At 70.1% G+C, this 22,683-nt stretch carries 22 protein-coding genes and 1 pseudogene; 13 read left to right on the plus strand and 10 right to left on the minus strand.

Going from position 1 to position 22,683, the window contains the following annotated elements; translation table 11 throughout:
- The coding region (aceB, locus tag C1I93_RS13945; RefSeq protein WP_258378287.1) for a malate synthase A at positions 1–1,531 on the minus strand (1,531 nt) is incomplete at its 3' end.
- Positions 1,532–1,551: 20 nt separating this feature from the next.
- On the minus strand, positions 1,552–2,823 hold the full coding sequence (aceA, locus tag C1I93_RS13950; RefSeq protein WP_111243707.1) for an isocitrate lyase: 1,272 nt from the start codon (positions 2,821–2,823) through the stop codon (positions 1,552–1,554).
- 229 nt (positions 2,824–3,052) lie between these two features.
- On the opposite strand from aceA, the gene C1I93_RS13955 reads away from it, so the two are divergent.
- Complete coding sequence (locus C1I93_RS13955; RefSeq protein ID WP_111243708.1) at positions 3,053–4,438, plus strand: short-chain fatty acyl-CoA regulator family protein; 1,386 nt, start codon at positions 3,053–3,055, stop codon at positions 4,436–4,438.
- Between the two features lie 26 nt (positions 4,439–4,464).
- Here the strand turns inward: C1I93_RS13955 and C1I93_RS13960 are convergent, their stop codons facing one another.
- Entirely contained in the window at positions 4,465–5,199 is a 735-nt protein-coding gene (locus C1I93_RS13960; protein WP_111243723.1) for a GbsR/MarR family transcriptional regulator, read from the minus strand.
- 222 nt (positions 5,200–5,421) lie between these two features.
- Between C1I93_RS13960 and C1I93_RS13965 the strand changes: the two genes are divergently transcribed.
- Positions 5,422–6,093, plus strand: coding sequence for a DUF4097 family beta strand repeat-containing protein (locus C1I93_RS13965; protein WP_111243709.1), 672 nt, complete (start codon positions 5,422–5,424; stop codon positions 6,091–6,093).
- A gap of 12 nt (positions 6,094–6,105) precedes the next feature.
- The gene (locus C1I93_RS13970) at positions 6,106–7,191 is read left to right on the plus strand and encodes a serine hydrolase domain-containing protein (RefSeq protein ID WP_111243710.1); all 1,086 of its coding nucleotides are present in this window, start codon (positions 6,106–6,108) and stop codon (positions 7,189–7,191) included.
- Here C1I93_RS13970 and C1I93_RS13975 read toward each other — a convergent pair.
- Complete coding sequence (locus C1I93_RS13975; protein WP_420811726.1) at positions 7,163–7,390, minus strand: hypothetical protein; 228 nt, start codon at positions 7,388–7,390, stop codon at positions 7,163–7,165. The two genes, C1I93_RS13970 and C1I93_RS13975, sit on opposite strands and share 29 nt — an antisense overlap.
- Positions 7,391–7,984: 594 nt before the next feature.
- Between C1I93_RS13975 and C1I93_RS13985 the strand changes: the two genes are divergently transcribed.
- On the plus strand, positions 7,985–8,839 hold the full coding sequence (locus C1I93_RS13985; RefSeq protein WP_111243711.1) for a helix-turn-helix domain-containing protein: 855 nt from the start codon (positions 7,985–7,987) through the stop codon (positions 8,837–8,839).
- Positions 8,836–9,021 carry a DUF397 domain-containing protein gene (locus C1I93_RS13990; RefSeq protein WP_111243712.1) on the plus strand — a complete coding sequence of 62 codons (186 nt, stop codon included), beginning with the start codon at positions 8,836–8,838 and terminating at the stop codon, positions 9,019–9,021. Before C1I93_RS13985 ends, C1I93_RS13990 begins: the two co-directional genes overlap by 4 nt.
- A gap of 42 nt (positions 9,022–9,063) precedes the next feature.
- On the opposite strand, the gene C1I93_RS13995 is transcribed toward C1I93_RS13990, so the two are convergent.
- Positions 9,064–9,819, minus strand: a complete 756-nt coding sequence (locus C1I93_RS13995; protein WP_146603499.1) for a HEAT repeat domain-containing protein — start codon at positions 9,817–9,819, stop codon at positions 9,064–9,066.
- A gap of 523 nt (positions 9,820–10,342) precedes the next feature.
- Here C1I93_RS13995 and C1I93_RS14005 point away from each other — a divergent pair.
- Positions 10,343–10,915 (plus strand): hypothetical protein, encoded by a 573-nt coding sequence (locus C1I93_RS14005; RefSeq protein ID WP_220039576.1) that lies wholly within the window; start codon positions 10,343–10,345, stop codon positions 10,913–10,915.
- A 51-nt stretch (positions 10,916–10,966) separates the two neighbouring features.
- Here the strand turns inward: C1I93_RS14005 and C1I93_RS14010 are convergent.
- A pseudogene (locus C1I93_RS14010) lies at positions 10,967–11,860 on the minus strand (questin oxidase family protein); the annotation flags it as partial.
- Between the two features lie 20 nt (positions 11,861–11,880).
- Between C1I93_RS14010 and C1I93_RS14015 the strand changes: the two are divergent.
- Complete coding sequence (locus C1I93_RS14015; RefSeq protein WP_223256288.1) at positions 11,881–13,107, plus strand: MFS transporter; 1,227 nt, start codon at positions 11,881–11,883, stop codon at positions 13,105–13,107.
- Positions 13,108–13,181: 74 nt separating this feature from the next.
- Here C1I93_RS14015 and C1I93_RS14020 read toward each other — a convergent pair whose 3' ends face one another.
- The gene (locus C1I93_RS14020) at positions 13,182–14,684 is read right to left on the minus strand and encodes a M20/M25/M40 family metallo-hydrolase (RefSeq protein ID WP_438819580.1); all 1,503 of its coding nucleotides are present in this window, start codon (positions 14,682–14,684) and stop codon (positions 13,182–13,184) included.
- 212 nt (positions 14,685–14,896) lie between these two features.
- On the opposite strand from C1I93_RS14020, the gene C1I93_RS14025 reads away from it, so the two are divergent.
- Positions 14,897–15,787 carry an endonuclease/exonuclease/phosphatase family protein gene (locus tag C1I93_RS14025; protein WP_181445164.1) on the plus strand — a complete coding sequence of 297 codons (891 nt, stop codon included), beginning with the start codon at positions 14,897–14,899 and terminating at the stop codon, positions 15,785–15,787.
- On the opposite strand, the gene C1I93_RS14030 is transcribed toward C1I93_RS14025, so the two are convergent.
- Positions 15,736–16,575 (minus strand): DUF4253 domain-containing protein, encoded by an 840-nt coding sequence (locus C1I93_RS14030; protein WP_212808450.1) that lies wholly within the window; start codon positions 16,573–16,575, stop codon positions 15,736–15,738. The two genes, C1I93_RS14025 and C1I93_RS14030, sit on opposite strands and share 52 nt — an antisense overlap.
- Positions 16,576–16,805: 230 nt before the next feature.
- Here C1I93_RS14030 and C1I93_RS14035 point away from each other — a divergent pair, with 230 nt between their 5' ends.
- Both C1I93_RS14035 and prfH read left to right on the plus strand, forming a co-directional pair.
- Positions 16,806–17,960 carry an RNA ligase RtcB family protein gene (locus tag C1I93_RS14035; protein ID WP_111243716.1) on the plus strand — a complete coding sequence of 385 codons (1,155 nt, stop codon included), beginning with the start codon at positions 16,806–16,808 and terminating at the stop codon, positions 17,958–17,960.
- A complete protein-coding gene (gene prfH / locus C1I93_RS14040) occupies positions 17,957–18,565 on the plus strand; it encodes a peptide chain release factor H (protein ID WP_111243717.1) in 609 nt (202 codons plus the stop codon). Before C1I93_RS14035 ends, prfH begins: the two co-directional genes overlap by 4 nt.
- On the opposite strand, the gene C1I93_RS14045 is transcribed toward prfH, so the two are convergent.
- Positions 18,562–19,083 carry a DinB family protein gene (locus C1I93_RS14045; protein WP_111243718.1) on the minus strand — a complete coding sequence of 174 codons (522 nt, stop codon included), beginning with the start codon at positions 19,081–19,083 and terminating at the stop codon, positions 18,562–18,564. The two genes, prfH and C1I93_RS14045, sit on opposite strands and share 4 nt — an antisense overlap.
- Positions 19,084–19,107: 24 nt before the next feature.
- Positions 19,108–20,124, minus strand: coding sequence for an alpha/beta hydrolase-fold protein (locus C1I93_RS14050; RefSeq protein ID WP_181445165.1), 1,017 nt, complete (start codon positions 20,122–20,124; stop codon positions 19,108–19,110).
- An 83-nt stretch (positions 20,125–20,207) separates the two neighbouring features.
- Between C1I93_RS14050 and C1I93_RS14055 the strand changes: the two genes are divergently transcribed.
- The 3 genes from C1I93_RS14055 to C1I93_RS14065 form a co-directional block, all read left to right on the plus strand.
- Positions 20,208–20,741 (plus strand): GNAT family N-acetyltransferase, encoded by a 534-nt coding sequence (locus C1I93_RS14055; protein ID WP_111243720.1) that lies wholly within the window; start codon positions 20,208–20,210, stop codon positions 20,739–20,741.
- Between the two features lie 148 nt (positions 20,742–20,889).
- On the plus strand, positions 20,890–21,702 hold the full coding sequence (locus C1I93_RS14060; RefSeq protein ID WP_111243721.1) for a class I SAM-dependent methyltransferase: 813 nt from the start codon (positions 20,890–20,892) through the stop codon (positions 21,700–21,702).
- A 58-nt stretch (positions 21,703–21,760) separates the two neighbouring features.
- Positions 21,761–22,683 (plus strand): LacI family DNA-binding transcriptional regulator (locus C1I93_RS14065; protein WP_111243722.1); only part of this gene is annotated, 923 nt, incomplete at its 3' end.

Here is a 22,683-nt window from a genome sequence, read left to right on the forward strand (position 1 = left end):
GGGTGGTGAAGAAGGGGGGCAGGTGCTCGGCCAGGGCGGTTTCCTCGAGGATGCGGGCGGCCTGCTCGCCGCGCTCCCGCTCGGCGGCGTCGCGGCCCTCCGTCAGCGTGGCCAGCTCGTCGGCCAGCAGCGAGCGGACCAGTTCCTCGGTCACGGTGCCGCCACCGGCCAGCGGAGTGCCGTGCTGCCACCACTGCCAGACCTGGCAGCGGGCGATCTCGGCGGTCGCCGCGTCCTCCATCAGGTTCCACAGCGCCACCGCGCCCGCACCGCCGAGCCAGGCGTCGATGTAGCGCAGCGCCACGGCGATGTTGGACCGCAGTCCCGACTCGCTCACCTGGCCCGGGGTCTTGTCCACCGAGAGCAGGTCGGCGGCGGTCACCTCCACGTCGTCACGCCGCCGGTCGAGCTGGTGCGGGCGCTCGCCCAGCACCTCGTCGAAGACCTCCCGACAGGTGGACACCAGGCCGGGATGGGCCACCCAGGAGCCGTCGAAGCCGTCCCCGGCCTCCCGCTGCTTGTCCGCGCGGACCTTGGCCAGGGCGTTGGCGTTGACCTCCGGATCGCGGCTGGGCACGAAGGCGGCCATCCCGCCGATGGCATGCGCGCCGCGCCGGTGACAGGTCCGCACCAGCAGTTCGGTGTACGCCCGCATGAACGGCACGGTCATGGTGACCTCGGCCCGGTCCGGCAGGACGAAGTCCGGCCACTGCCCGAAGTTCTTGATGATGCTGAAGATGTAGTCCCACCGGCCGGCGTTCAGTCCCGCCGAGTGTTCCCGCAGCTCGTAGAGGATCTCCTCCATCTCGAACGCGGCGGTGATCGTCTCGATGAGCGTGGTGGCCCGGATGGTGCCCTGCGGCAGGCGCAGGTAGTGCTGGGCGAAGACGAATATGTCGTTCCACAGCCGCGCCTCGCGGTGACCCTCCAGCTTCGGCAGATAGAAGTACGGTCCGGCACCGGCGGCGAGTTGCCGGCGGGCGCAGTGGAACAGGTAGAGCCCGAAGTCGACCAGGCTTGCCGAGATCGGCCGCCCGTCCACCACGATGCCCTTCTCCACCAGGTGCCAGCCGCGCGGCCGGACCACGATGGTGGCCAACTCCTCGGCGAGGGCGTACCGCTTGCCGCGCGGGTCGGTGAAGTCGATCCGGCGGTCCAGCGCGTCCATCAGGTTGAGTTGTCCACCGATGACGTTTTCCCAGGTGGGGGCGGTGGCGTCCTCGAAGTCGGCGAGCCACACCTTGGCACCGGAGTTCAGCGCGTTGATCGTCATCTTCCGGTCCGGCGGCCCGGTGATCTCGACCCGCCGGTCCTCCAGCCCGGGTGCGGGCGGGGCCACCTGCCAGGTCGGGTCGGCGCGGATGCCGATGGTCTCCGGCAGGAAGTCGGGCAGTTGACCGGTGGCGAACCGGTCCCGGCGGGCCCGGCGGGTGTCCAGCAGGGCCACCCGCCGGGCGGCGAACTCGCTGTCCAGGGTGACCAGGAACTCCAGCGCCTCGGCGGTGAGCACCTCGTCGTACCGTTCGGCCATCGGGCCGATGATCTCGTATCTCACGCGAACTGCTCCTCTTCGGTGGAGCCACGCAGGGCGGTGGTCTCGGCGGCGGGGTTGAGCACGGTGCTGATCAGGTCGAAGTAGCCGGTGCCGACCTCCCGCTGGTGCTTGACGGCGGTGTAGCCGGCCGGCTCTGCCGCGAACTCCCGCTCCTGCAGGTTGACGTACGCCGACATGCCGTCGCTGGCGTAGCCCCGGGCCAGGTCGAACATGGAGTAGTTCAGGGCGTGGAAACCGGCCAGGGTGATGAACTGGAACTTGTAGCCCATGTGGCCGAGTTCCCGCTGGAACTTGGCGATGGTGGCGTCGTCGAGGTGCTTGCGCCAGTTGAACGACGGCGAGCAGTTGTAGGCGAGCAGCTGGTCCGGGTGCTCCGCCTTGATCGCCTCGGCGAAGCGGCGGGCCACCTCCAAATCCGGGGTGCTGGTCTCCATCCAGAGCAGGTCGGCGTGCGGCGCGTACGCCAGGCCCCGGGCGATGCACGGCTCGATGCCGTTGCGCACCCGGTAGAAGCCCTCGGCGGTGCGCTCACCGGTGACGAAGGGCTGGTCGCGCTCGTCCACATCGGTGGTGAGCAGCGTGGCGGCCTGGGCGTCGGTGCGGGCGATGACCACGCTCGGCACCCCGGCCACGTCGGCGGCGAGCCGGGCCGCCTCCAGGGTGCGGATGTGCTGGCCGGTGGGGATGAGCACCTTGCCGCCGAGGTGGCCGCACTTCTTCTCGCTGGCGAGCTGGTCCTCCCAGTGCACGCCGGCCGCGCCGGCCGCGATCATCGCGTTCATCAGCTCGTACGCGTTGAGCACGCCACCGAAGCCGGCCTCGGCGTCGGCGACGATCGGGGCCAGCCAGTCGATCCCGGAGGTCTCCCCCTCGGCGGTGGTGATCTGCGCGGCGCGCAGCAGGGCGTTGTTGATCCGACGCACCACCGCCGGCACCGAGTTGGCCGGGTAGAGGCTCTGGTCGGGGTAGGTGTGTCCGGCGAGGTTGGCGTCGGCGGCCACCTGCCAGCCGGACAGGTAGATCGCCTTGAGCCCGGCCCGGACCATCTGCACGGCCTGGTTGCCGGTCAGCGCGCCGAGTGCGTGGATGTAGTCCTCGCTGTTCAGCAGCCGCCACAACCGGTTCGCGCCGTGCCGGGCCAGGGTGTGTTCCTCCTGGATCGCGCCCCGCAGCCGCACCACGTCCTCGGCGCGGTAGCTGCGTCGCACTCCCCGCCACCGGGGGTTGGTGTCCCATTCGTGCTGCAACTGCTCGACTGCGGTAACCATCGATGCTCATCCCTTCACAAGTCCGCTTGGCACTTCCGCCGGCGCTGCGCCGACGCTGGCCACCGGTGTGTCGCCCACGGTCACACGGGTGGCCTGGGCCGGTCGAGGGACGGAAAAAGCCAATCTTTGAAAAGTCGAACAGCCATTTTGCAAAGTTGTGAAAGCCGCTATTGGCAGCGGTGCTAACGTGTGCTGACCAGAGACCGCCGGAGCCGGGGAGGTGAGGGCGATGACGAAGACCTTCGCCGGGGCTCGGCTGCGCCGGCTACGCGAGGAGCGGGCGCTGAGCCAGACGGAACTGGCCCGGCATCTGAACATCTCCCCCAGCTATCTCAACCAGATCGAGCACGACACCCGACCGCTGACGGTGCCGGTGCTGCTGCGCATCACCGAGTTGTTCGGGGTCGACCCGACGGTCTTCGCCGCGCACGACACGCCGCGACTGGTCACCGGGCTACGCGAAGCGCTGCCCGGTCGGGCCAGTGCCGCCGAGCTGACCGAGTTGGCCACCCGGCTGCCCGAGGTCGCCGCCGCCGTCATCGAGCTGCACCGCCGCTACCAGCAGGTCGACGAGCAGCTCGCCGAGCTGGTCGGCGACCGGGAACGGGTCGGCCGCAGCCCGCACGACCAGGTCACCGAGTTCTTCTACCGGCGGCAGAACTACGTACCGGAGCTGGACGAGGGGGCGGAGCGGCTGGCCGCGCAGATGGGACTGCGGCGCGGCGAGGTCCGCGGTCTGCTGCGCGACCGCCTGGCCGAACGGCACGGCGTCACCGTCCGGCGTGAGGCCGCCGACGCGCTCGGCGGCGAACTGCACCGCTACCGTCCGCAGACGCGCACGCTGCACCTGTCCACGTCGCTGCGCGCCGGCCAGGAGGCGATGCGGATGGCCGCCCAGATCGCGCTGCTGGAACTCGCCGACGTGATCGACGAGATCGTGGAGTCGGAGCACTTCGACGACGTGCAGACCCAGATCCTGACCCGGGTCGGCCTGGCCAACTATTTCGCGGCGGCGCTGATCCTGCCGTACGAGCAGTTCCTGGCCGCCGCCGAGCAGCGCCGCTACGACATCGACCTGCTCACCCAGCACTATGCGATCGGCTGGGAGACGGTCTGCCACCGGCTCAGCACCCTGCAACGCCCCCGGGCGCGCGGCGTGCCGTTCTCGTTCGTCCGGGTCGACCGGGCCGGCAACATGTCGAAGCGGCAGTCCGCCACCGGCTTCCCGTTCTCCCGCACCGGCGGCACCTGCCCACTGTGGAACGTCTACGAAGCGTTCAGCTCACCGGGCCGGGTCGTCACCCAGGTCGCCGCGATGCCGGACGGCCAGCGTTACCTCTGGATCGCCCGCACCATCACCCGCCACCACGGCGGCTACGGCCAACCCGGCAAGGTGTACGCGATCGGCCTGGGCTGCGAGACCCGGCACGCCAGCCGGCTGGTCTACTCCACCGGCGTCGACCTGCACGCCGCCGAGGCCGCCACCCCGATCGGCCCCGGCTGCAAGACCTGCGACCGGATGACCTGCCCGCAGCGTGCCGCTCCCCCAATCAGCCGCCAACTCGACGTGGACGAAAACCGCAGCACCTTCGTCCCGTACCCCCTGCGGGGTTGATTCGCCCGGCCCGGGCTGAACGTGGGTCAGCCGGCGTGGCCCGATGTGGTCGTGGGTGTGGCGTGGAGGATGTCGCGGGCCTGTTCTGCGGCGCGGGCAATGCTCTCGGAGACGAAGTCGACGAAGCGGGCGATGTTCTCCAGGCGGGCGGCGGCCGGGGTGCCGGAGCCGAGGACGTTCACGCCCTGCCGGGCAATCTCGCCGAGCTGGGCGGTGGCTCGGGCGCTGGCCATCGTGGACTGGTACATCACGTCGTCATCGACGACGTAGCGTTCGCGGCGTCGATCGTCGCGCTCGCGGCGGACCAGGCCCTGGCTTTCCAAGAACGCGATGGCCTTGGAGACGGACGCCGGGCTGACCTGCAGACGCCCGGCGAGTTCAGCGGCGGTGAGGCTGCCGGTGTCGGTGGTGTAGAGGCCGGCCAGGGTCCGGGCCGTCATCCTGGGCAGGCCCGACTGCATGAAGACAGTGGCGAACGTTTCCTCGTACTCGCGTACGGCGTCGGCATCGCGTCCGTGGAGCGGGGGCGGCACAGCGGGGCTGCCGGGTGTGGCCCTTCGGCGGCGGCGGGCCCGACGCTCGGTGGCGTGCTGGGCGAGGTCGGCACGGTAGGCGGCGGGACCGCCGTTTCGCACGATCTCCCGAGTGACGGTCGAAGTCGGGCGGTTCAGGCGTCGGGCGATCTCCGCGTAGGCGAGCCCATCGGCTAACCCGAGGGTGATCTGCTGGCGCTCCTGTGGGGTGAGCCTGCCTCCCGGCATCGCGGCCTCCTTCATCATCCGTGGGCTATCGCCACCGTAGCGTTCCTTCCCAACCATTGCAACGATCACCGTTCGCATGTTGCGTTAAAAGTAGAGCAGTTGCAACGATATAAGCGATCTGAACTGTGCTTTTAGCTTGCGGATGCAACAGCGTTGTTGCCGGATGGATGAAGGCAACGTAGCTTTTCTGGTGTTGGAAACATCTGATCGAAGGAGTTGACGATGCGCACGTTCGACACCCCGACGCCGGTTTCGGTCCTGCTCGACATTCCCGCGGGGCGGGTTCAGTTCATCGCCGCCGACCGGGCCGACACCACGGTCGAGATCCTGCCTGCGGACGCCGCCAGGAGCCGCGACGTGCAGGCGGCGGAGCGCATCGAGGTCGCCATCGGCGATGGCGTCCTACGGATCGAGGCCCCGAAGGCGACGAACCGGATCCTCGGCGCTTCCGGATCGGTCGAGGTGACGGTCCAACTACCCGCCGGCTCGCGGATCGAGGCGAAGGCGGCCAACGTCGACTTTCGGGGCGTCGGACGACTCGGCGACGTCACCGTCGATGGCGCACAGGGCACGGTCAATCTCGACGAGACCGCAAGCGCTCGACTGACGTGGCAGTCCGGCAGCATCTCGGTCGGCCGGCTGGGCGGACCCGCGCAGATCAGCACTGAGCAGGGCGACCTGCACATCACCGAGGCCGTAACCGGCACCATCACGCTGCGCACCGAGCACGGCGACATCACGGTCGGGGCCGCCCGCGAAGTCTCCGCGTGCCTGGATGCCCGCACCGGCCACGGCCGCATCCACAACACGCTCAACAACACCGACGGCGCCGCCGCCGGGCTGAACATCCACGCGACCACCACCCACGGCAACATCACCGCCCGCAGCCACTAGGGAGTAGCCGTCATGACCAACACCGCTCAGGATCGCCCGGAACTGCAAGAAGCCATCGAAGAGTTCGTCGCCGCCGGCTTCGCCGGGATACAGCTGCGTGTGCACGACGATCAGGGCGAGTGGGTCGGCAGCGCCGGAGTGCGCAAGCTGGGTGAGACCGTCCGACCAGCGACCGACGGCCGATTCTGGGCGGGCAGCGTCGCCAAGACTTTCACCGCCACCCTGGTGCTGCAACTGGTGGCCGAGGAAAGGCTCCAGCTTGACGCCCCGGTGGCCAACCACCTGCCCGACCTCGACCTGGACAAGCGGATCACCGCGCGGATGCTGCTGCAACACACCAGCGGCTTGTTCAACTACACCGGTGAGTACTACCCCGACGGGACGGTCATGCCGGGCATCCCCGCCGCCGGCAAGGAATGGGTGGACACCCGGTTGCACACCTACCAGCCGCAGGAGCTGGTGCAGCTGGCGCTCTCCAAGCCGGCGCGATTCGAGCCCGGGGCCGACTGGAGCTACTCCAACACCAACTACACGCTGGCCGCGCTGCTGATCGAGCGGGTCACCGGCGAATCGTACGGCGAACAGATGCAGCAGCGGATCCTGCGGCCGCTCGGGCTGCGCGACACCGCGCTGGCGGGCAACATCACCGACCTGCCCGAGCCGCACGCCCACGGCTACTACCGCTACCAGGACGCCGACCAGTGGAAGGTGGTCGACGTCTCCCGGCAGAACCTCTCCATGCTGCTCGCGGCCGGTGGCATGATCTCGACCACCCGGGATCTGCACACCTTCTTCGCCGCACTCAACGGTGGCAACCTCCTGCCGGCCCCCCTGCTGACCGAGATGCGCAAGCCCCAGGGGCCGATCGACTACGGCCTCGGACTGTTCGTACAGGATCTCGGCCCCGACTGCGGCACCATCTACCACCACAACGGAGGCGCTCCCGGCGGCTACGGGGCACTCATGTACAGCACACCCGACGGCCGTAAGACCCTGACCGCCGGCCTGACCACCGGGGACGCTCCGGTCGACCCGGCGGAGGTGTTCCCGACGGCGTTGGACACTCTCGTCAGGAGGGTGTTCTGCGGCGCGCACTGACCGGGCACCGTTGCCCCGGCTTCCCCACCATGGATGCCGGGGCAACGCGCAGCCCCGCCTTCATCACGAAAACGGACCGCCGCTCCACCGCGTCGCCCCTGTTGTCGAGTTGGTAGCCCTCCAACCAGATCCAGCCGTGGTAGGTGGGGCGGTCGAGCACGCGGATCAGACGAAACAGGATCGGCGCGGTGAACTGCACGCTGGCCTCCCGACCGACGAGAAGCAAGTCTCCAGCTCGAAGGCTGATCACGGCCGCCAGCCGAGGAATCGGCGATGCAGAAGGGCGGCGGGCACCCAGCCCGTGTCCTGCGTCGCAGCAGAGCCAGGGCGATCCACACCCGCGCAGGTCCAGATCGGCAAGACCAGCCCGTGCGCCGTCATGCGGACTCCCCCGGCCACTGGCCTCGGTTGATCGGCACCCGATGCCGAACCCGGCACGGCAACTCGTTGCCACAGCGGCAGACCATCCGCCACCTGACCCAACACCACACCGGCCGGTGCCTACGCCGAAGCGTGAGCGCAATGACGGCCAGGTAGTGGTCGTAGCTGACTCGCCGGATCATCTGCCCCTCCTCGTGTGAGGGGAGCGGCAGCCGAGCCACGCACGGTCATCCGGCCACCACACCCAGCGCCCATCGTTCACCGCCGACTCACCGGGGCGCAATATTACATTTTAGATGAAACGGGTGAGAGGATTTCATCCCGGAAGATTCGATTGCTAAGCGTGGTCGACAGGTGTTACATACCGAGCGCAAGCCTCGTCCGGTATGTAGTCACGGAGAAGGAGTAGCCAGTGGCGACGGAGACCGGCTCGACAGTCCCGAGGCGACAACTCGGGCGGCATCTGCGGCAGCTTCGCGAGGAAGCGCGCATGACGGTCAGGGCGGCGGCCGATGCCCTCGAATGGTCCACTCCGAAGATCTGGCGCATCGAAACCGGTGCCACCTCGATGCGATCGCTCGACGTCGAGGCAATGTGCAGGGTGTACGGAGCGTCACCGGAAATTACCGAGGCGCTGATGGGCCTCGCCAAGGAGACGAAGGGGCGGGGCTGGTGGCATTCCTACGGCGACGCCATCCCCGAGTGGTTTGAGCTGTACGTGGGACTGGAAGCCGCCGCGGCTCGTCTGCGCAAGTATGAGGCGCAGCTGATCCCCGGCCTGCTCCAGACGAAGGCTTATGCCACCCGCGTCTTCGAGGTCGCACGACCCGACCTGAACGCCGAGGAGATCGATCGAAGCGTCGCGCTGCGACTTGGCCGACAAGCGCTGCTGGCCCGCACCACACCCCGCGCCCCACAGGTCGACATCATGCTTGACGAGGCTGTCCTCCGCCGAGGCGTGGACGCTGAACAACTTACTCACCTGGTGACGGTCAGCCGCCAGCCGAACGTGTCCCTCCGGGTGGTGCCGTTCAGCGTCGACCTGCACCGCTCCAGCATGACCAACGGCGCGTTCACGATCCTCGACTTCGACGAGGGGCGTGAACCATCGATCATCTACTCGGACGGCCTCACCGGCGCGCTGTACCTCGACAAGCCTGCGGAGGTCGAGGCGTACGGTGCCGTGTGGTCCGCCACCGAAAAGAAGGCCCTCAGCGAGGCGCAGTCTCGCAAGCTCATCGCATCGATCGCGGAGGAACAGACATGACCCCCCTCAACTGGAAGAAGAGCACGCGGAGCAACGCGGGAGACTGCGTCGAGGTCGCCACGCCGCCCCAGGCCGTCATGATCCGCGACAGCAAGGACCGGCAGGGGCCGGTGCTGTCCTTCACCGCCGACCAGTGGACCGGCTTCGTCCAGCGCATCAAGTCCGGCGGCTTCGACGCCTGAACACGGTGCCGGGTGCGGACGACACCGCACCCGGCAACGCAATCAGTGGCTGTCCAGATCTGATGCTGGCGAATCGCTCGCCGCTAGCCGCTCGCGGAGCCGTCGCGCGTTGCGGCCGCGATAAGCCCGCAGAATGCTTTCGAGGGTGTCGCGTACGTCCGGGTCGGGATGATCGGCCAGGTACGCCAGCTCCTCAGCGCCGCCGCGCCGGCCTCGGCCAAGCTCATAGAGCACGTCGATGATCTCGTCAGCGGTGGTTGCCGTCCGCAGCCACGTCATCAGCTCGCTCTTCGGCCTGGGTGGCGCGTCGTACGGGAACCGCCGGCGTAGCCTGGCCACCTTGTACGCGCCGCGCGGCAGACAGGCTGGGCACGGGCAGGGCCGCCGGCCGTGGGCTGCCGGCAGGTAGCGCCAGCCGACCCCCTGCGGAATGTCCCGGACCTGTCTCACCTCGGCGGTGGTGATCGCGCGGGGCACGAACACCTCGTAGCCGCGCGGATCATCGAGCTCGCGTACCACCGCGACGGCCTGTGCGGCCGTGACCTGGCGCGGTGGGGCACCATAGCGCCCGACGGTCACCGGCTGGTCGTCCGGCAGCCGCAGATGTACCGCGACCAGCACGCCCGAGTGCCAGCGCCGCAGCTCGCGCACCCACTGGTAGGTCAGAGTGAACGACGGCAGCACTGGCATGCAATACACGCCTCGTCCGCCAGCCCGCCCGTGACTGCGCGCGGAGATTCCCGAGCGCTGGATCCGTCGAGTAGAGCGCGTCCCGGTGATATGCACGAACTCCGCCATCAGCGGGGATGCTAGCTGACGCCGTTTCGACGCGATGGCGGTAACCCGGCAGCGCCAGAAGCCCGCCATTCCGCCGAAACAGAATTGATCAGCCGGGCCCGGGGACATCATTCAGACTTCGGGGCCAGAAACTTGGTTACCGCGTCGAGGTAGGCGGCCGGCGCGGTCTCGTGCACCAGGTGGCCGGCGTCGATGGTGATGAGGCGAGCGTCGGCCAACCGGTCGGCGAGTTCGGCGACGTGCTGCTGAGGTACCGGGCTCGGCGGTCCGCCGCCGATCAGCAGGGCGGGTACGGTGATTCCGCTACCAGCAGACCCGCCGCCGAATTGTTTGTGGTGTCCGTCGGAACATCCGGACCCGGAGAGCCAGGGGCACGGCAGGGACGCGGGGCGCGGACGACGGGGATGATGGGCCGATGATGCATTCGTTCCACCTCGCACTGCTTCCGCCAGCTCTGACCTTGCGCACACTGCGTCGCGGGCCTCGGGCGGCTGGACTGCGGCATGCCGAGTGTTTCCCGCTCATGCGGCTCGGCTCCCCGGTGCTGTCGGTGGAACGGATGCAGTTGCGACGCCTCGCGATGTTCGCCGAGTGGGACGACGCATCGGCGTTGGAACGGTTCCTCGCAGACGACGATCTAGGGCGGCGGCTCGCCGACGGATGGCATGTACGATTGCAGTACCTGCGGCGTTACGGCGAGGTGGCCGCGCTCGCCGGCCTGCCGGTGCAGGCGGGCCGGTCGGATCCGGAGGAGCCGATCGTGGCCGTCACCCTCGCCCGGCTCAAGCTTCTCGAACTGCCCCGGTTCCTGAAATGGGGGCGGCCGGTCGAACGCTTGGTCGCCGGCCACCCCGGCGCCACCTTCGCCACCGCAGCGATGCGCCCGCCCCACACATTTTCCACCTTCACGATCTGGCGCAGCGTCCGCGAGATGACCGACATGGTCCACGGCCGCAGCGCCGTCCCGCAGGCCCATACCCACAACGTCGCCATGGCTGAACAGCATCGCCGCGACTTCCACCACGAATCCGCGTTCATGCGGTTCCGCCCCTTGTCCGAACACGGAACCTGGGAGGGGCGCAGCCTTCTCCCCTGAGCGACTCGAGAACCACGCTTGATCAGATGCACACCCATGCCCGCCGTGGTTTCACCACCCTCCGGTCTGCTCGGTCGCGAGGAGCGAGGTTGCGAGGACGGCAGCGTCGCTGGTGGTGGCGTAGGCGTCGAGCGCGGCGTCGGCGAACTTGATGGCGTGTGGTCCGGCGGAGTCCACCGCGTGCCGCATGACCTCGGCGGGATCCACGTCGGGTGCGGCCGGCGGCGCGGGGCGTCCGGTTGCCGGGGCGTACGCGGCGGTGACGGCCGCCGTGGCGGCCCAGGCAGCGGCCAGACTGGCCGCCCAGAGCGTCCCGGGCAGAGCGGGCAGGGTACGCAGGACCGCGTTCGGCGCGGTGGCCGCGTGCACCAGCATGACCGGATTGGCGTACCCGTGGGTGCCGTGCCGGACGACCGCCGCGTGCACGATGCCGGCCAGGCGAGCCGGGACGGCGTCTCCATCGGCCGTTTCCCCGACGTGTTCTTCGCCGTGCGGCACCGCCGCGGCCACCGCTGGCCAGTCGGGAAGGTCGGCGAGTTGGGCGAGGCGGAACCGGATTCCGAAACGCTGGTCGGGTACGCGCGGCACCGCGTCGAGCGCGGTGCGTGGATCGGTGGCCCGGTACGGCCCGGTGCCGGGTGGTGCGAGGGGTTGCCAGCGGGCAGCCCAGTAGGCCAGACCCTGGCCGAGTTCGGCGACCCGGGGTGCGGTTTCCTGCTCCAGCAGCGCGCGCACCGCGTGGCCGACCCGGATCACGCCATGGGTGGCGCCGGCGGCGATGCCCGGCAACAGGCGGGGCCACCATCGGGCGAGCACCTGCCGCCAGGGCTCGTCGGCGAGTTCGCGGTCGAAGTAGTCGAGCCAGTCACCGGTACGCACCGGGTCGCCGAGCGGGTCTCGCCACTCGTCGGCGGCGATGGGCACGATCCCCCGTGGTCCTTGATCCCGCGCCTTAGCGTGGCAGGGTGGCCGCACGCCGCATGGCACCGCCGTCGGGGATGAGCCGTCGGCTGACGTTCCTGTTCGCGTTGGCGGCGGGAGTGGCCATCGGCAACCTGTACTGGGCGCAGCCGCTCCTGGGCTTCATTGCCGGCGATCTGCGCGCCGCGACCCCGACGGCCGGTTGGCTCGTCACCGCGACGCAGGTCGGGTACGCCCTCGGGGTGCTGCTGCTCGTGCCGCTCGGCGACGTCCTCGACCGGCGCCGGTTCGTCCCGGTGATGCTGCTGGCCTCGGCCGCCGCACTGCTGCTGTGCGCGCTTGCGCCGTCGATCGGCGTGCTCCTCCTCGCACTGGGTGTGCTCGGCATGACGACGATCTCCGGGCAGATCCTCACACCGCTCGCCGGGGACCTGGCCGGCGACGCCCACCGCGGTCGGATCGTCGGCGTCGTTGGGTCCGGGACCCTCACCGGCATTCTGGCATCCCGCACGATCAGCGGGCTCGTCGCCGGTGCCGCCGGGTGGCGTGCGATCTTCGCCCTCGCCGCGGTCGTCGCCGTCCTGCTCGCGGTCCTGCTCTATCGCGCGATCCCACCGCTGGCACCGCGGACGCGAATGCCGTACCCACAGCTCATCGCCTCGGTCGGCCCGGTGGTCATGCGCGAGCGGGTGGCCCGGTGGACGCTGGTCCTGGCCGCCACCGGGTTCGCCACGTTCTCGCTGTTCTGGACGGCGCTGACGTTCCTACTCAGCGGCCCACCGTTCCGGTATCCGGTAGCGGTGATCGGGTTGTTCGGGTTGGCTGGCCTCGCTGGTGTCCTTTCCGGCCTGCACGGCGGTCGGCTGCACGACCGAGGTTGGTCGCTTCCGGCCACCGGCGCGGCCTGGGTACTGGCCCTCAGCGCCTTCGTCACCGCGGCGTTCGCCGGCCGCTCCGTCGTACTTATCGTCATCGTGATCATCATGATCGACGTCGCGCTCCAGATGCAGGCCCTCCTCAACCGGGCGCGGCTGTTCGCCCTCTCCCACGAGGCCCGCAGCCGGCTCAACACGGCGCTCGCCGCCAGCAACTTCATCGGCGCTGCTATCGGCTCCGCCGCCGCCACCACGCTCTGGTCCGCAGGCGGCTGGACAGCGGTCACGATCACCGGAACCGCGCTCTGCTGCTTCGCGCTGACAGTGTGGGCACTGGGACGTCATGGTCCACTCGTCCCAGCAACGAGCGCAATCTCTCCCCTACCTCACCGTTGATCATGAGGTTAGCGGCGGTCTAGAGATCAACAACTGCCGCTAACCTCATGATCAACGGGGGGAGCCGGGGGGAGCTACCCCTGGGTGATGACGACGTCGTCGACGGCGGCCTCCACCAGGCTGGCGGTGCCCGCGTCGGCGGCTTCGACGAGGATCCGCACCGACTGGCCGGCGTAGCTGGTGAGGCTCCAACTGCCCGACGCCCAGGCGGCGTCGCGGTTGGTCGCGCTGGCCGGCTGGGTGAACAGGGCGGTGGTGCCGCCGTTGTGCACGACGGAGACCCGGAAGAAGTCCGCGCTCGTGGCGTTGCTGCCGTGCGCGAGATACCAGGACAGTTTCAGCGTCAGCGGGCCGGTGGCGGGCAGCGTGATGGCGGGCGAGCGGACGCTCGTCGTACCGCCGTCGATGTCGTAGTCACCGGCGGAGGTGCCGGCGAGCCTGCCGGTGACCAGGTCGTTCGTGCCGGAGATGGTGGCGGCGAGTTGCTTGGCCCCGCTGGAGTTGGTGGCCTGCGGCACGCCGCGCTCCCAGAGGCCGAGGGTGGCGGTGTCGGTGCCGGCGGGGTTGGTGGTCCAGCCGGTGGCCGTCTCGAAGGTGTCCGACCAGACCACCGTCGCCGGGGTGCCGGCAGCCAGCGTCCACAGGGCGTACGCGGCGGCGTCGCCGGCCCGGTTGAGCACGGTGTCGGAGATGTTGCTCGGGTACGTGTCGCACGCCCGGTGGTAGCAGGGGTCGAAGGCGCTCTGCGTGCCGCCCCACTTGGCCACCTGCGCGGCGGTCTTCACCCGGGACGCGCCCGCCGCCACACCCGAGGTCTGCACGCCTATCGCGTTGAAGGGAGCGTCGTCGGAGCGGCCGGCACCTTCGGTGTTCTCCTCGGTCTGCACGCCGATGGAGTCGTAGTACGCCTTCAACGTCTGACCGGGGGCGGAGGTGATCCGGTTGATGAAGTAGCCGCCGTTTGTGGAGCCGACCATGTCGAAGTTGAAGTACGCCTTGATCTTCGCCCGTTCCATGCTGGGCAGGTTGTTGGCGTAGAACCTCGACCCGTTGAGGCCCTGCTCCTCGTCGGTCCAGAAGGCGAACCGGACCCGGCTGGTCAGGCTCGGGTTGGTTGCCGCGAGGGTGAGCGCGATCTCCAGCAGCGTCGCCGACCCGGACGCGTTGTCGTTGATGCCGGGGCCGGCGGACACGCCGTCCAGGTGTGCGCCGAACATGTAGACACTGTTCGGGTCCCCGCCGCCCGGCCAGTCGGCGATCACGTTCGGGCCGGCGCCACTGGTGCAGCCGGAGGTGCAGTTCTGCCGTGTCACGGTGAACCCGGCGGCGACCAGCCTGTCGAACACGTAGGTCACCGAGGCGGTGTAGCCGGCGGTCGTCGAGCGCCGGTTGCCGCCGTTGGCGTTCGCGATCGCCTGGAACTGTTGCAGATGCGCTTTCGTGTTGGTCAGCGAGATGTCCGGTACCGCCAGGGCGGTGGGCTGCGGGGCGGTGGGCTGCGCGGTGGCCGCGGCGGTGGTGGCAGGGACGACGGCCACGGCGGCGAAGGTCAGGGTCAAGGCGGTGAACGCACGCAACACCGAAGTGACTCGCAACATCTTCTCCTGACGGTTAGGCAACGCCGGGGTCACCGGCAGCCGCAGAGTAGGACGGTGCGACGGAGCGAGTGAATAGATCGAGCCATACCTCTTTCCTCATAGCGCGACGAGTGTGCGACGGAGAGCATCCCGACCGCCGCACCGGCGATGCCGATACGCTTGCCGCCCCTTCGTGAGCACAGGTCAGGTGTATGACTCCGTACCGCTTTCTGCGGCCACCGCTGGCCGTCAGCCTGATGCTCGTCGCCGCGCTGCTGGCCGGGTGTTCGATGACGCGTCCGGCCGAGAACGTCACCCAGCTGCGGGTGCTTCAGCTGAATCTCTGCAACAGCGGCATGGCGACGGGTTGCTACACCGGACGGTCGGTCGAGAAGGCCGCCGAGGTGATCCGCGCCGAGCGACCCGACGTGGTCACCCTCAACGAGATCTGCTCCGGCGACGTGGAGGCGCTGAAACAGGCGATGACGCAGGTACGCGACGGCACCGTGGTGGCGTTGTTCCAGCCGGCGCGCAACGGCCGCACCGGCGAGCCGTACCAGTGCCGCAACGGGCAGCAGTACGGCGTCGGGCTACTGGCACGGCTCGCCGCCCCGGACCGTGGTCACACCGTGCACCGCGGGTTCTACCCGGCGCAGGACCCGGCCGACCCGGAGCAGCGGGCCTGGCTCTGTGTCGACGCCACCACCGCCTACCTCGCCTGCACGACGCATCTGGCGTACACCAGCGCCACTCTCGCCCTGGCGCAGTGCTCACATCTGCTCGGTGTGGCCATCCCGCAGGTGCTGGCCAACAGCGGCTACCAGCCCACGGTGGTCAGTGGTGACCTCAACCTGCGCCACGGCGGCACCCCGGACGTACGCTCCTGCGTGCCGGCCGACTACCTGCACCGCCATGACGGCGGGGTGCAGCAGTTCATGGCGACGGCGGACATCACCATCGAATCCACCAGCTCGATCGACATGGCCGGCACCACCGACCACCCGGCCTTCCTGGTCACCCTCACCACCACACGCCAGCAGGACCCGGCCGCTCAGTCCCACCAGAACGCCCAGGTCGGCGCGTCGATCAGGCGGTCGGCATAGCCGCCGAGCGTGTGCGGGTGCGGCCCCTGCCAGATGTTGTCCGGGCAGAAGGCGAAGTGTTCGGCGGCGATCGGCAGCGCCTCGGCGAGGTCGCCAGGTGGGGCGGCGACGCTGAGATACAGCTCGGCGAAGCCGACACCGATCACTCGTACCCCGAACCGGTCCTCCCAGCTCCGCAGCACGGCGGAGATCTTGCCGGTGTCGTTCGTGTAGTTGGCCGGCCCCTGCCAGCCGGCGACGGTCAGGGCGTCGCTGCCCCGGTCGGCCGCGACCAGGCCGAGGCGCATCGAGGGCTGGGCGTGCGCCAACTGCTCGGCCCAGTGGTCCGCGTGCTGCTGCGGCGCGAGCCGTGGCTGCGCCGCCGGTGCCAGGCCGGGCCAGTCCCGGCCGTACGGGTCGGTGGCCCGCGACGCCGAGTCCTCGTCATCGCTGCCAGTGCGGGACGCCCACCAGCCGGCGAGCAGCTGCGCCACATCATGCTGCGCGGGTGAGGAGAGGCCGTCCGGCCACAACTCGCCGTCGTCCCAGGGGCGGGTCGGCTCACCGGGCAGGCTGTCCAGCAGCAGCGGCCAGAGCCCGGAGTCGCCGTGCGCCGCGTGTAGGCGCGGCCACAAACCGGCCGGTGCCGGGTCGTCGCTCACCCAGAGCACCGCTCGCTCACCGTCGCCCTCGTCGACGCGTACGGTCCGGCCGGGCGGCAGCGGCACGGTCAGCGTTCGCCGACGAGACTCCTCGTCGGCGAACAACTCCAGCAGCTCAGCGGGGATCTCGTTTACCGATGACGTCACGATGCGTGAGGATAGCCGCCCGCCCCGACACTTCCCGGGTTTCACCGACCGCGCCGCCGGTTCCAGCTGGGCGGCGGGAAAGTCGGTTGCCGGTGCGGTAGGGCTGCGGCAGGGTGAGCGTCATGACGTACTGACGGATCGCACCCCTGCCGCGCCGAGGCAATCCCGGCGCCGGCTCGTGGCCTCCTGCCCGCCGTCCGTGCCTTTCTTCCGTCCAGGAGAGAAACTCCTTGTCCTCACCCAGCTTGCCCGCGTCCGTCCCGGCCACGGTCACCGTCTTCGCCTCCCCCACCAGCTGGATCGAATCCGACGCCGTCGCGCAGTGCCGCCAGGTCGCCGCCCTCGACGGCATGATCCACGTTGCCGGCATGCCCGACCTGCATCCCGGCAAGGGTGCGCCGATCGGTGCCGCGATGGCGTCGAGCGTGTTGTACCCGTTCCTGGTCGGCTCCGACATCGGCTGCGGCATCGCGGTCTTCCCGATCACGCTCAAGCGGGCCGTACCGGAGAAGCTGGCCGCGCGTTTTCCCGACCTGGACCGTCCGCTGGACCCGGAGCGGGACGCCGACGATCCGGCGTGGAACGTCCTGGCGGGTGAGATTCCCGCCGGCCACACCGAGGGCCTCGGTACGGTCGGCCGGGGCAACCACTTCGTCGAGCTGGCGCGCGTCGGCAGCGTGCTCGACGCGGCACACGCGGCCCGGCTCGGGCTGGCCGCCGGTGACCTCGTGCTCGTCGTGCACACCGGATCCCGAGGGCTCGGCGAACGGATCCTGCGGGCGCACACCGAGCGGTACGGCGCGGGCCCGGCCCCGGATCCGGAGGCGTACCTGGCCAGGCACGACGAGGCGGTGCGCTGGGGTGCGCTGAACCGGCGGTTGCTGGCCGCGCGGGTCGCGCACGCCCTTGGTGCCGCACCGACCGAGCCGATCGTCGACGAGTGTCACAACCTGGTCGAGGTACGCGACGGGCATTACCTGCACCGCAAGGGCGCAGCCCCCGGTGACGGTCGGGACGTGCTGGTCGCCGGCACCCGGGGCACCCCGTCGTACCTGGTGGCGGCGCACGCCGGGCCGGAGGCCAACCACTCGGTGGCGCACGGCGCGGGCCGCAAGATGTCCCGGGGCGACGCGCTGCGCCGGAACCGGGTCAAGCACACCGTCGAGGAGTTGCGGCGTACGCCGGTGGGCTCGCTCGTGGTGTGCGGCGACCGCCAGTTGCTCTTCGAGGAGGCGCCGAGCGCCTACAAGCGCATCGAGCAGGTGATCGCCGACCTGGTCGAGCATCGCCTGGCCACGCCGGTGGTGACCACGGTACCGCTGGTCACGTACAAGACGGCCGACGTCGGTGTGGCAACGGAACGCCGCAAGCGGGGCCGGCGGTGAGCGTACGCCTGCTGCTCTCGGCCGGACGGGGTCCGCAGGAGTGCGCCTGGGCGCTGGCCCGGCTGCTGCGTCGCCTGGAGGCCGAGGCCGTACGGCGGCGGTTGACCACCCGCCGGGTCGACACCGTTGCCGGCGACCGGCCCGGCACCTACCGGTCGGTGCTGGTCGAGATCGACGGTGCCGGTGCCGAGGAGTTCGCCGCCGGGTGGACCGGAACGCTGTGCTGGCAGGCGCCGAGCCCGTACCGAGCCGGTGTCGGCCGGAAGAACTGGTACGTCACCGCCCGGCCGTGCCCACCGGGCACCGAGGCCACCCCGTTCCTGGAGACGGAGGTCGAGATCGTCGCCTGCCGCACCGGCGGTCCCGGTGGCCAGCACCGCAACAAGGCCAGCACGGCGGTGCGGGCCACCCACCGCCCGACCGGAACTGTCGTCGTGGTCGACACCGAACGGCAGTTCAGCCTGAACCGCCGCATCGCCCTGCACCTGCTGCGGCAGCGCCTCGCGCAGACCGACGAGGCGGCGGCACGCGAGGCCGACACGGCTCGCTGGCGCCTGCACGACCAACTGGTCCGCGGCAACCCCACCCGGGTCGAACGTCCCTAACCGGGCACGGAGTCGTCGCGCCGCTCGCTGAGGATCTGCTCACGCAGGATGTCGGCGTGTCCGCAGTGCTGGGCAAGCTCGCGCAGCACGTGCAGATACACCCAGCGCAGCGGCAACGGGCCACGCCGGTTGCCGTGCAGCAGGTCGTCCAGGTGCAGCGGGGCCGTTGCGCGCCGGGACGCCGCACAGGCATCCCGGTGCGCCTGCTGGATGTCGGCGATGGTGTCGGTGTCGTCGAGGATGAACGACTCGTCCGGGGTGGCGGGGATGCCGATCTCGTCGCGTGACCGGCAGGTGATCGCCTCGTCGAACCAGACCTTCTCCACGAAGGTCGCGTGCTTGACCAGGCCCAGCAGGGTCGTCCGGGAGGGCACCAGCGACCGGCGGGCCTCTTCCTCGGTCAGCCCGTCCAGGCAGGCGGTGAGCGCGGCGCGGTGCACGTCGATGAAGAACTCGAACTGGGCCCGCAGCGGTTCGTCCTTGATGTCGTCGATGGACCTCGTTGCTGAAGGAGACATGGCCGAAGCATCCCAAAGCCACGGTCACCCGTCGAGGTCGGGCAGGATGCCGTAGCGGCGGCTCATGCTGTCGTCCCGCCGGGCCGCCTCGGTCACCTGTGGTTCGAGCATCACGCGCAGCGCCACGGAGGCGCTGGGTGCACTCGGGTCCAGGTCGGGCGGGGCGCCCTCGCGTCCGCCGGCGGCCCAGTCCCGCCAGGCGGCTTCGCGTTGCCGGTCGGCCGCGCTGCGGTCCTGCCCGGCGGCGGCGCGTTGCGCCGCGCCGATGAACGCCAACGCGGCCCGTGGTCCGGCGAGCGCCTCGGGGCCCAGATGGTCGCCGCCCTGCACGAGGTGGTACTCGTGGCCGACGTCGAGGTCCCAGAGCGCCCGGTGCAACTGCTCGGTGCCGTCGTGCAGGGCGAACACGTCCCGGTCGCCGCAGCGCAGGAAGATCGGTAACGCGCTGTCCCGGATCGCCTCGGCGTTGCTCCGCAGCCGGTGCAGGACGCTGTTGGCGGCGAACCCGCCGCCCTCGCTGGTCATCTCACCGGCCAGGTGGCTGAGCACGTCGAGGGTGTTGCGGGGGCGCAGTTGGGTGGAGGTCAGCGCGGGCAGCAGCGCCGGTGCCACGGTCGCGACCGCGAGCCAGCGACGCGGCTCCGCAAAAGCGATCTTGAGTACGCCGTAGCCGCCCATCGAGGCGCCCAGCAGCGCGACACGGGTCTCGTCGACGGCGTACCGCTCGGCCAGGAACCGGGGGAAGCCGTCAGCCATCAGGCTCTCCCAGGCGTCACCGGGCCGGTCGAGGTAGAAGCCACCGATCGTCGGTGTGGAGGCGCAGGCGACGAGCGACTCGGGCAGCGACCCGTCGGCCCACAACTGCTCGACGATCGGTTGCAGCATCGCCAACAACTCGCGGGAGGAGTTGGCTCCGTGCAACACCAGGATCAGCGGCAGCGGCTTGTCGTCCGCCACACCCTCGGGGGTGAGCGCTGCGTACTCCACCTCGCCTTTCACCAGCGGATCCTGATAGGAGTCGCGGAGGAGACGGCTCTTCATGGTGGTCACCATCGCACAGCGGCGGCACCGCCCACCCGCGTTATTCCGACGCGTGGTGAGGGAGCACCACCTAGGCTCGGCGGGTGCCTGATCTGATCGCACCGACCACCCGACTGCGCGACTCGTGGCTCGCCGCACGGGACGAGTGGGGCCGCGGGGTCCACCAGGACGGCAGCGGCCTGAGAGACAGCGACGAGGTGGACACGGCTGCGGGTTTCGCCGCGTGGGTGGCGGAACTGCGGCGCGCGTCGGACCAGTCGGTCCCACCGCCGCAGGGGCTGGTCCACGCCTCGTTCTGGTGGATCGTCGAGGACGACAGCGTGCTCGGTGCGATCTCGTTGCGGTACCGGCTCAACGACTTCCTGCTGCGGGCCGGCGGCCACATCGGCTACGGGATACGCCCGTCGGCCCGCGGCCGGGGCCTGGCGACGTGGGCGCTGGGTCGGGTCCTCGGACACGCCGCAGCGCGGGGCATGGACCGCTGCCTGATCACCTGCCACGTCGACAATCCCGCCTCGGCCCGGGTCATCGAACGTCGCGGCGGGGTGCTCGAAGACGTACGCGACACCGAACTCGGCCGCCTCCGGCGCTACTGGGTGGCACTGCCGGCCAGGTGAGCCACGACCTGCCCTGACCTCCGGTGCCTGCCCAGTGGTCTGGTGCTGGCCGGGCACGGGGTCTGGGACCTGTACCACTACCGGCGGGACCGCTGCTGTCAGCAGAATTTCTCGCCCGGGGCGGCCTGACCGGAGCAGGCTGGCGGCCATGGGACTTGGTTTCGGTGGTGAGGTGGCCAGTTACTACAAGCGTTATCGGCGGGGCTATCCCGGACCGGTGGTCGACGCGCTGGCGACGGCGTTCGGGTTGACCGCACAGGACCGGGTGGTGGATCTGGGCTGTGGCACGGGCCAGTTGGCGTTGCCGCTCGCGGCGCGGGTACGGGCGGTCCTCGGCGTGGATCCGGAGGCGGACATGCTGACGTTGGCCCGACGTGCGGCCCACGACCAGCGGATCGGCAACGTCAACTGGCTGCTCGGCGCCGACATCGACATGCCCGCGTTGGTGGCGTTGCTCGGCGAAGGGAGCGTCGGTGCGGTGACCATCGGCCAGGCGTTGCACTGGATGGATCATCAGTCCCTGTTCGACCGGTTGCAGCCGCTGCTGCGGCCGGGCGGCGGGGTGGCGGTGGTGACGAACGGGACCCCGCTGTGGCTCCAGGACACCGCCTGGTCCCGTACCCTGCGCGACTGTCTGGAGCAGTGGCTCGGCACCCGGCCGGTGCGGACCTGCGGCACCGACGCGGACAGCCAGCGGCGGTACCGGGACGGCCTGGTGGCCGCCGGCTACCAGGTGGACGAGACGGTTGTCGAGTACACCGACGAGATCGGACTGGATGATCTCGTCGGCGGCGTCTTCTCGGCCCTGTCGGTGGACACCCTGCCCGCGCCGCAGCAGCGGTCGGAGTTCGCCGGCCGGGTCCGGGAGGCGCTGCATCCCGAGACCCGGTTCCGGGAGCACGTACGCGTCACCATCCTTGCCGCGCGCGTCGCCGGATCGGATCTCCCCGGCGCGCGTTGACCTCGTCCGGTGCCCCTCCGATAACCTGATTTGAATCGATTCGACAGCGAGGAGCGGGATGAACATCGGGGAGATCGCCCGTCGCGCGGGCGTGTCCCGCAGCACCGTCTCCTACGTGTTGAGTGGCAAGCGAGCGGTCTCTGGGCCGACCCGGCAACGGATCCAGGCAGTCATCGACGAGCTGGGATACCGCCCCAACGCCAACGCTCGGGCGTTGAAGGAGGGGCGCACCCGTACGATCGGTTTGGTCATCCCCCCGGCCAGCCAGCGGCTTACCGACATGCAGCTCGGGTTCGTGGCCAGCGTGGTCGAGGCGGCCGCGCGGGCTGACCTGGATGTGCTGCTCTCCCCCTCCGGCGGCGATCACGACCGGTCGTTCGAGCGGATCGTGACGGGACGCCGCGTGGACGGGGTGATCCTGATGGAGATCCGGCTTGAGGACGACCGGGTCGACCGGTTGCGGCAGAGCCGGCTGCCCTTCGTGACCATCGGCCGCACCGCCGATCCGTCGGACACCAGCTGGATCGATGTGGACTACCAGGGACTGATCGCCAGGTGCGTGCAGCACCTGGCCGACCTGGGGCACCGACGGGTCGCCCTGCTGAACCGCTCGGCCGAGCTGGTCGCCGCCGGTTATGGTCCCGGCCATCGGGCCCTTGCCGGTTTCGCCGAGGCGGTGACCGAACGGGGCCTGACCGGTGTCGACCTGTGCTGCGGTGACGACGCCACGGCCGGTGAGGAGGCGATGAGCCGGTTGTTGAGCACCCATCCGGACGTCACCGCCGTCGCCACCATCAACGAGGCCGCTCTGCCCGGCATCCAGCGGGCGCTGGCGGCGGCGAAGCGGGTGGTGCCGCGTGACTTCTCGGTCATCGGGGTCGCCGCCGCGCACTGGGCCGAGGACTTCCGCCCACCACTGACCGCGGCGGACGTACCCACCCTCGAGATGGGCGCCGAGGCTGTGGCGCTGTTGCTGGAACG

The organism is Micromonospora endophytica, from assembly GCF_003236305.1.
In the GTDB taxonomy this organism is placed as follows: Bacteria; Actinomycetota; Actinomycetes; order Mycobacteriales; family Micromonosporaceae; genus Micromonospora; species Micromonospora endophytica.

Bases quoted from the DNA above. Each gene is read 5' to 3' on its own strand.
- C1I93_RS13995 (WP_146603499.1), bottom strand. From the start codon at position 9,819: ATGGCGGAGTTCGTGCATATCACCGGGACGCGCTCTACTCGACGGATC.
- C1I93_RS13960 (WP_111243723.1), bottom strand. From the start codon at position 5,199: ATGCCGGGAGGCAGGCTCACCCCACAGGAGCGCCAGCAGATCACCCTC.
- aceA (WP_111243707.1), bottom strand. From the start codon at position 2,823: ATGGTTACCGCAGTCGAGCAGTTGCAGCACGAATGGGACACCAACCCC.
- C1I93_RS13990 (WP_111243712.1), top strand. From the start codon at position 8,836: ATGACCCCCCTCAACTGGAAGAAGAGCACGCGGAGCAACGCGGGAGAC.
- C1I93_RS14060 (WP_111243721.1), top strand. From the start codon at position 20,890: ATGGGACTTGGTTTCGGTGGTGAGGTGGCCAGTTACTACAAGCGTTAT.
- C1I93_RS13965 (WP_111243709.1), top strand. From the start codon at position 5,422: ATGCGCACGTTCGACACCCCGACGCCGGTTTCGGTCCTGCTCGACATT.
- C1I93_RS14025 (WP_181445164.1), top strand. From the start codon at position 14,897: ATGACTCCGTACCGCTTTCTGCGGCCACCGCTGGCCGTCAGCCTGATG.
- C1I93_RS14005 (WP_220039576.1), top strand. From the start codon at position 10,343: ATGCGGCTCGGCTCCCCGGTGCTGTCGGTGGAACGGATGCAGTTGCGA.
- C1I93_RS13955 (WP_111243708.1), top strand. From the start codon at position 3,053: ATGACGAAGACCTTCGCCGGGGCTCGGCTGCGCCGGCTACGCGAGGAG.
- C1I93_RS13970 (WP_111243710.1), top strand. From the start codon at position 6,106: ATGACCAACACCGCTCAGGATCGCCCGGAACTGCAAGAAGCCATCGAA.
- C1I93_RS14045 (WP_111243718.1), bottom strand. From the start codon at position 19,083: ATGTCTCCTTCAGCAACGAGGTCCATCGACGACATCAAGGACGAACCG.
- C1I93_RS14050 (WP_181445165.1), bottom strand. From the start codon at position 20,124: ATGAAGAGCCGTCTCCTCCGCGACTCCTATCAGGATCCGCTGGTGAAA.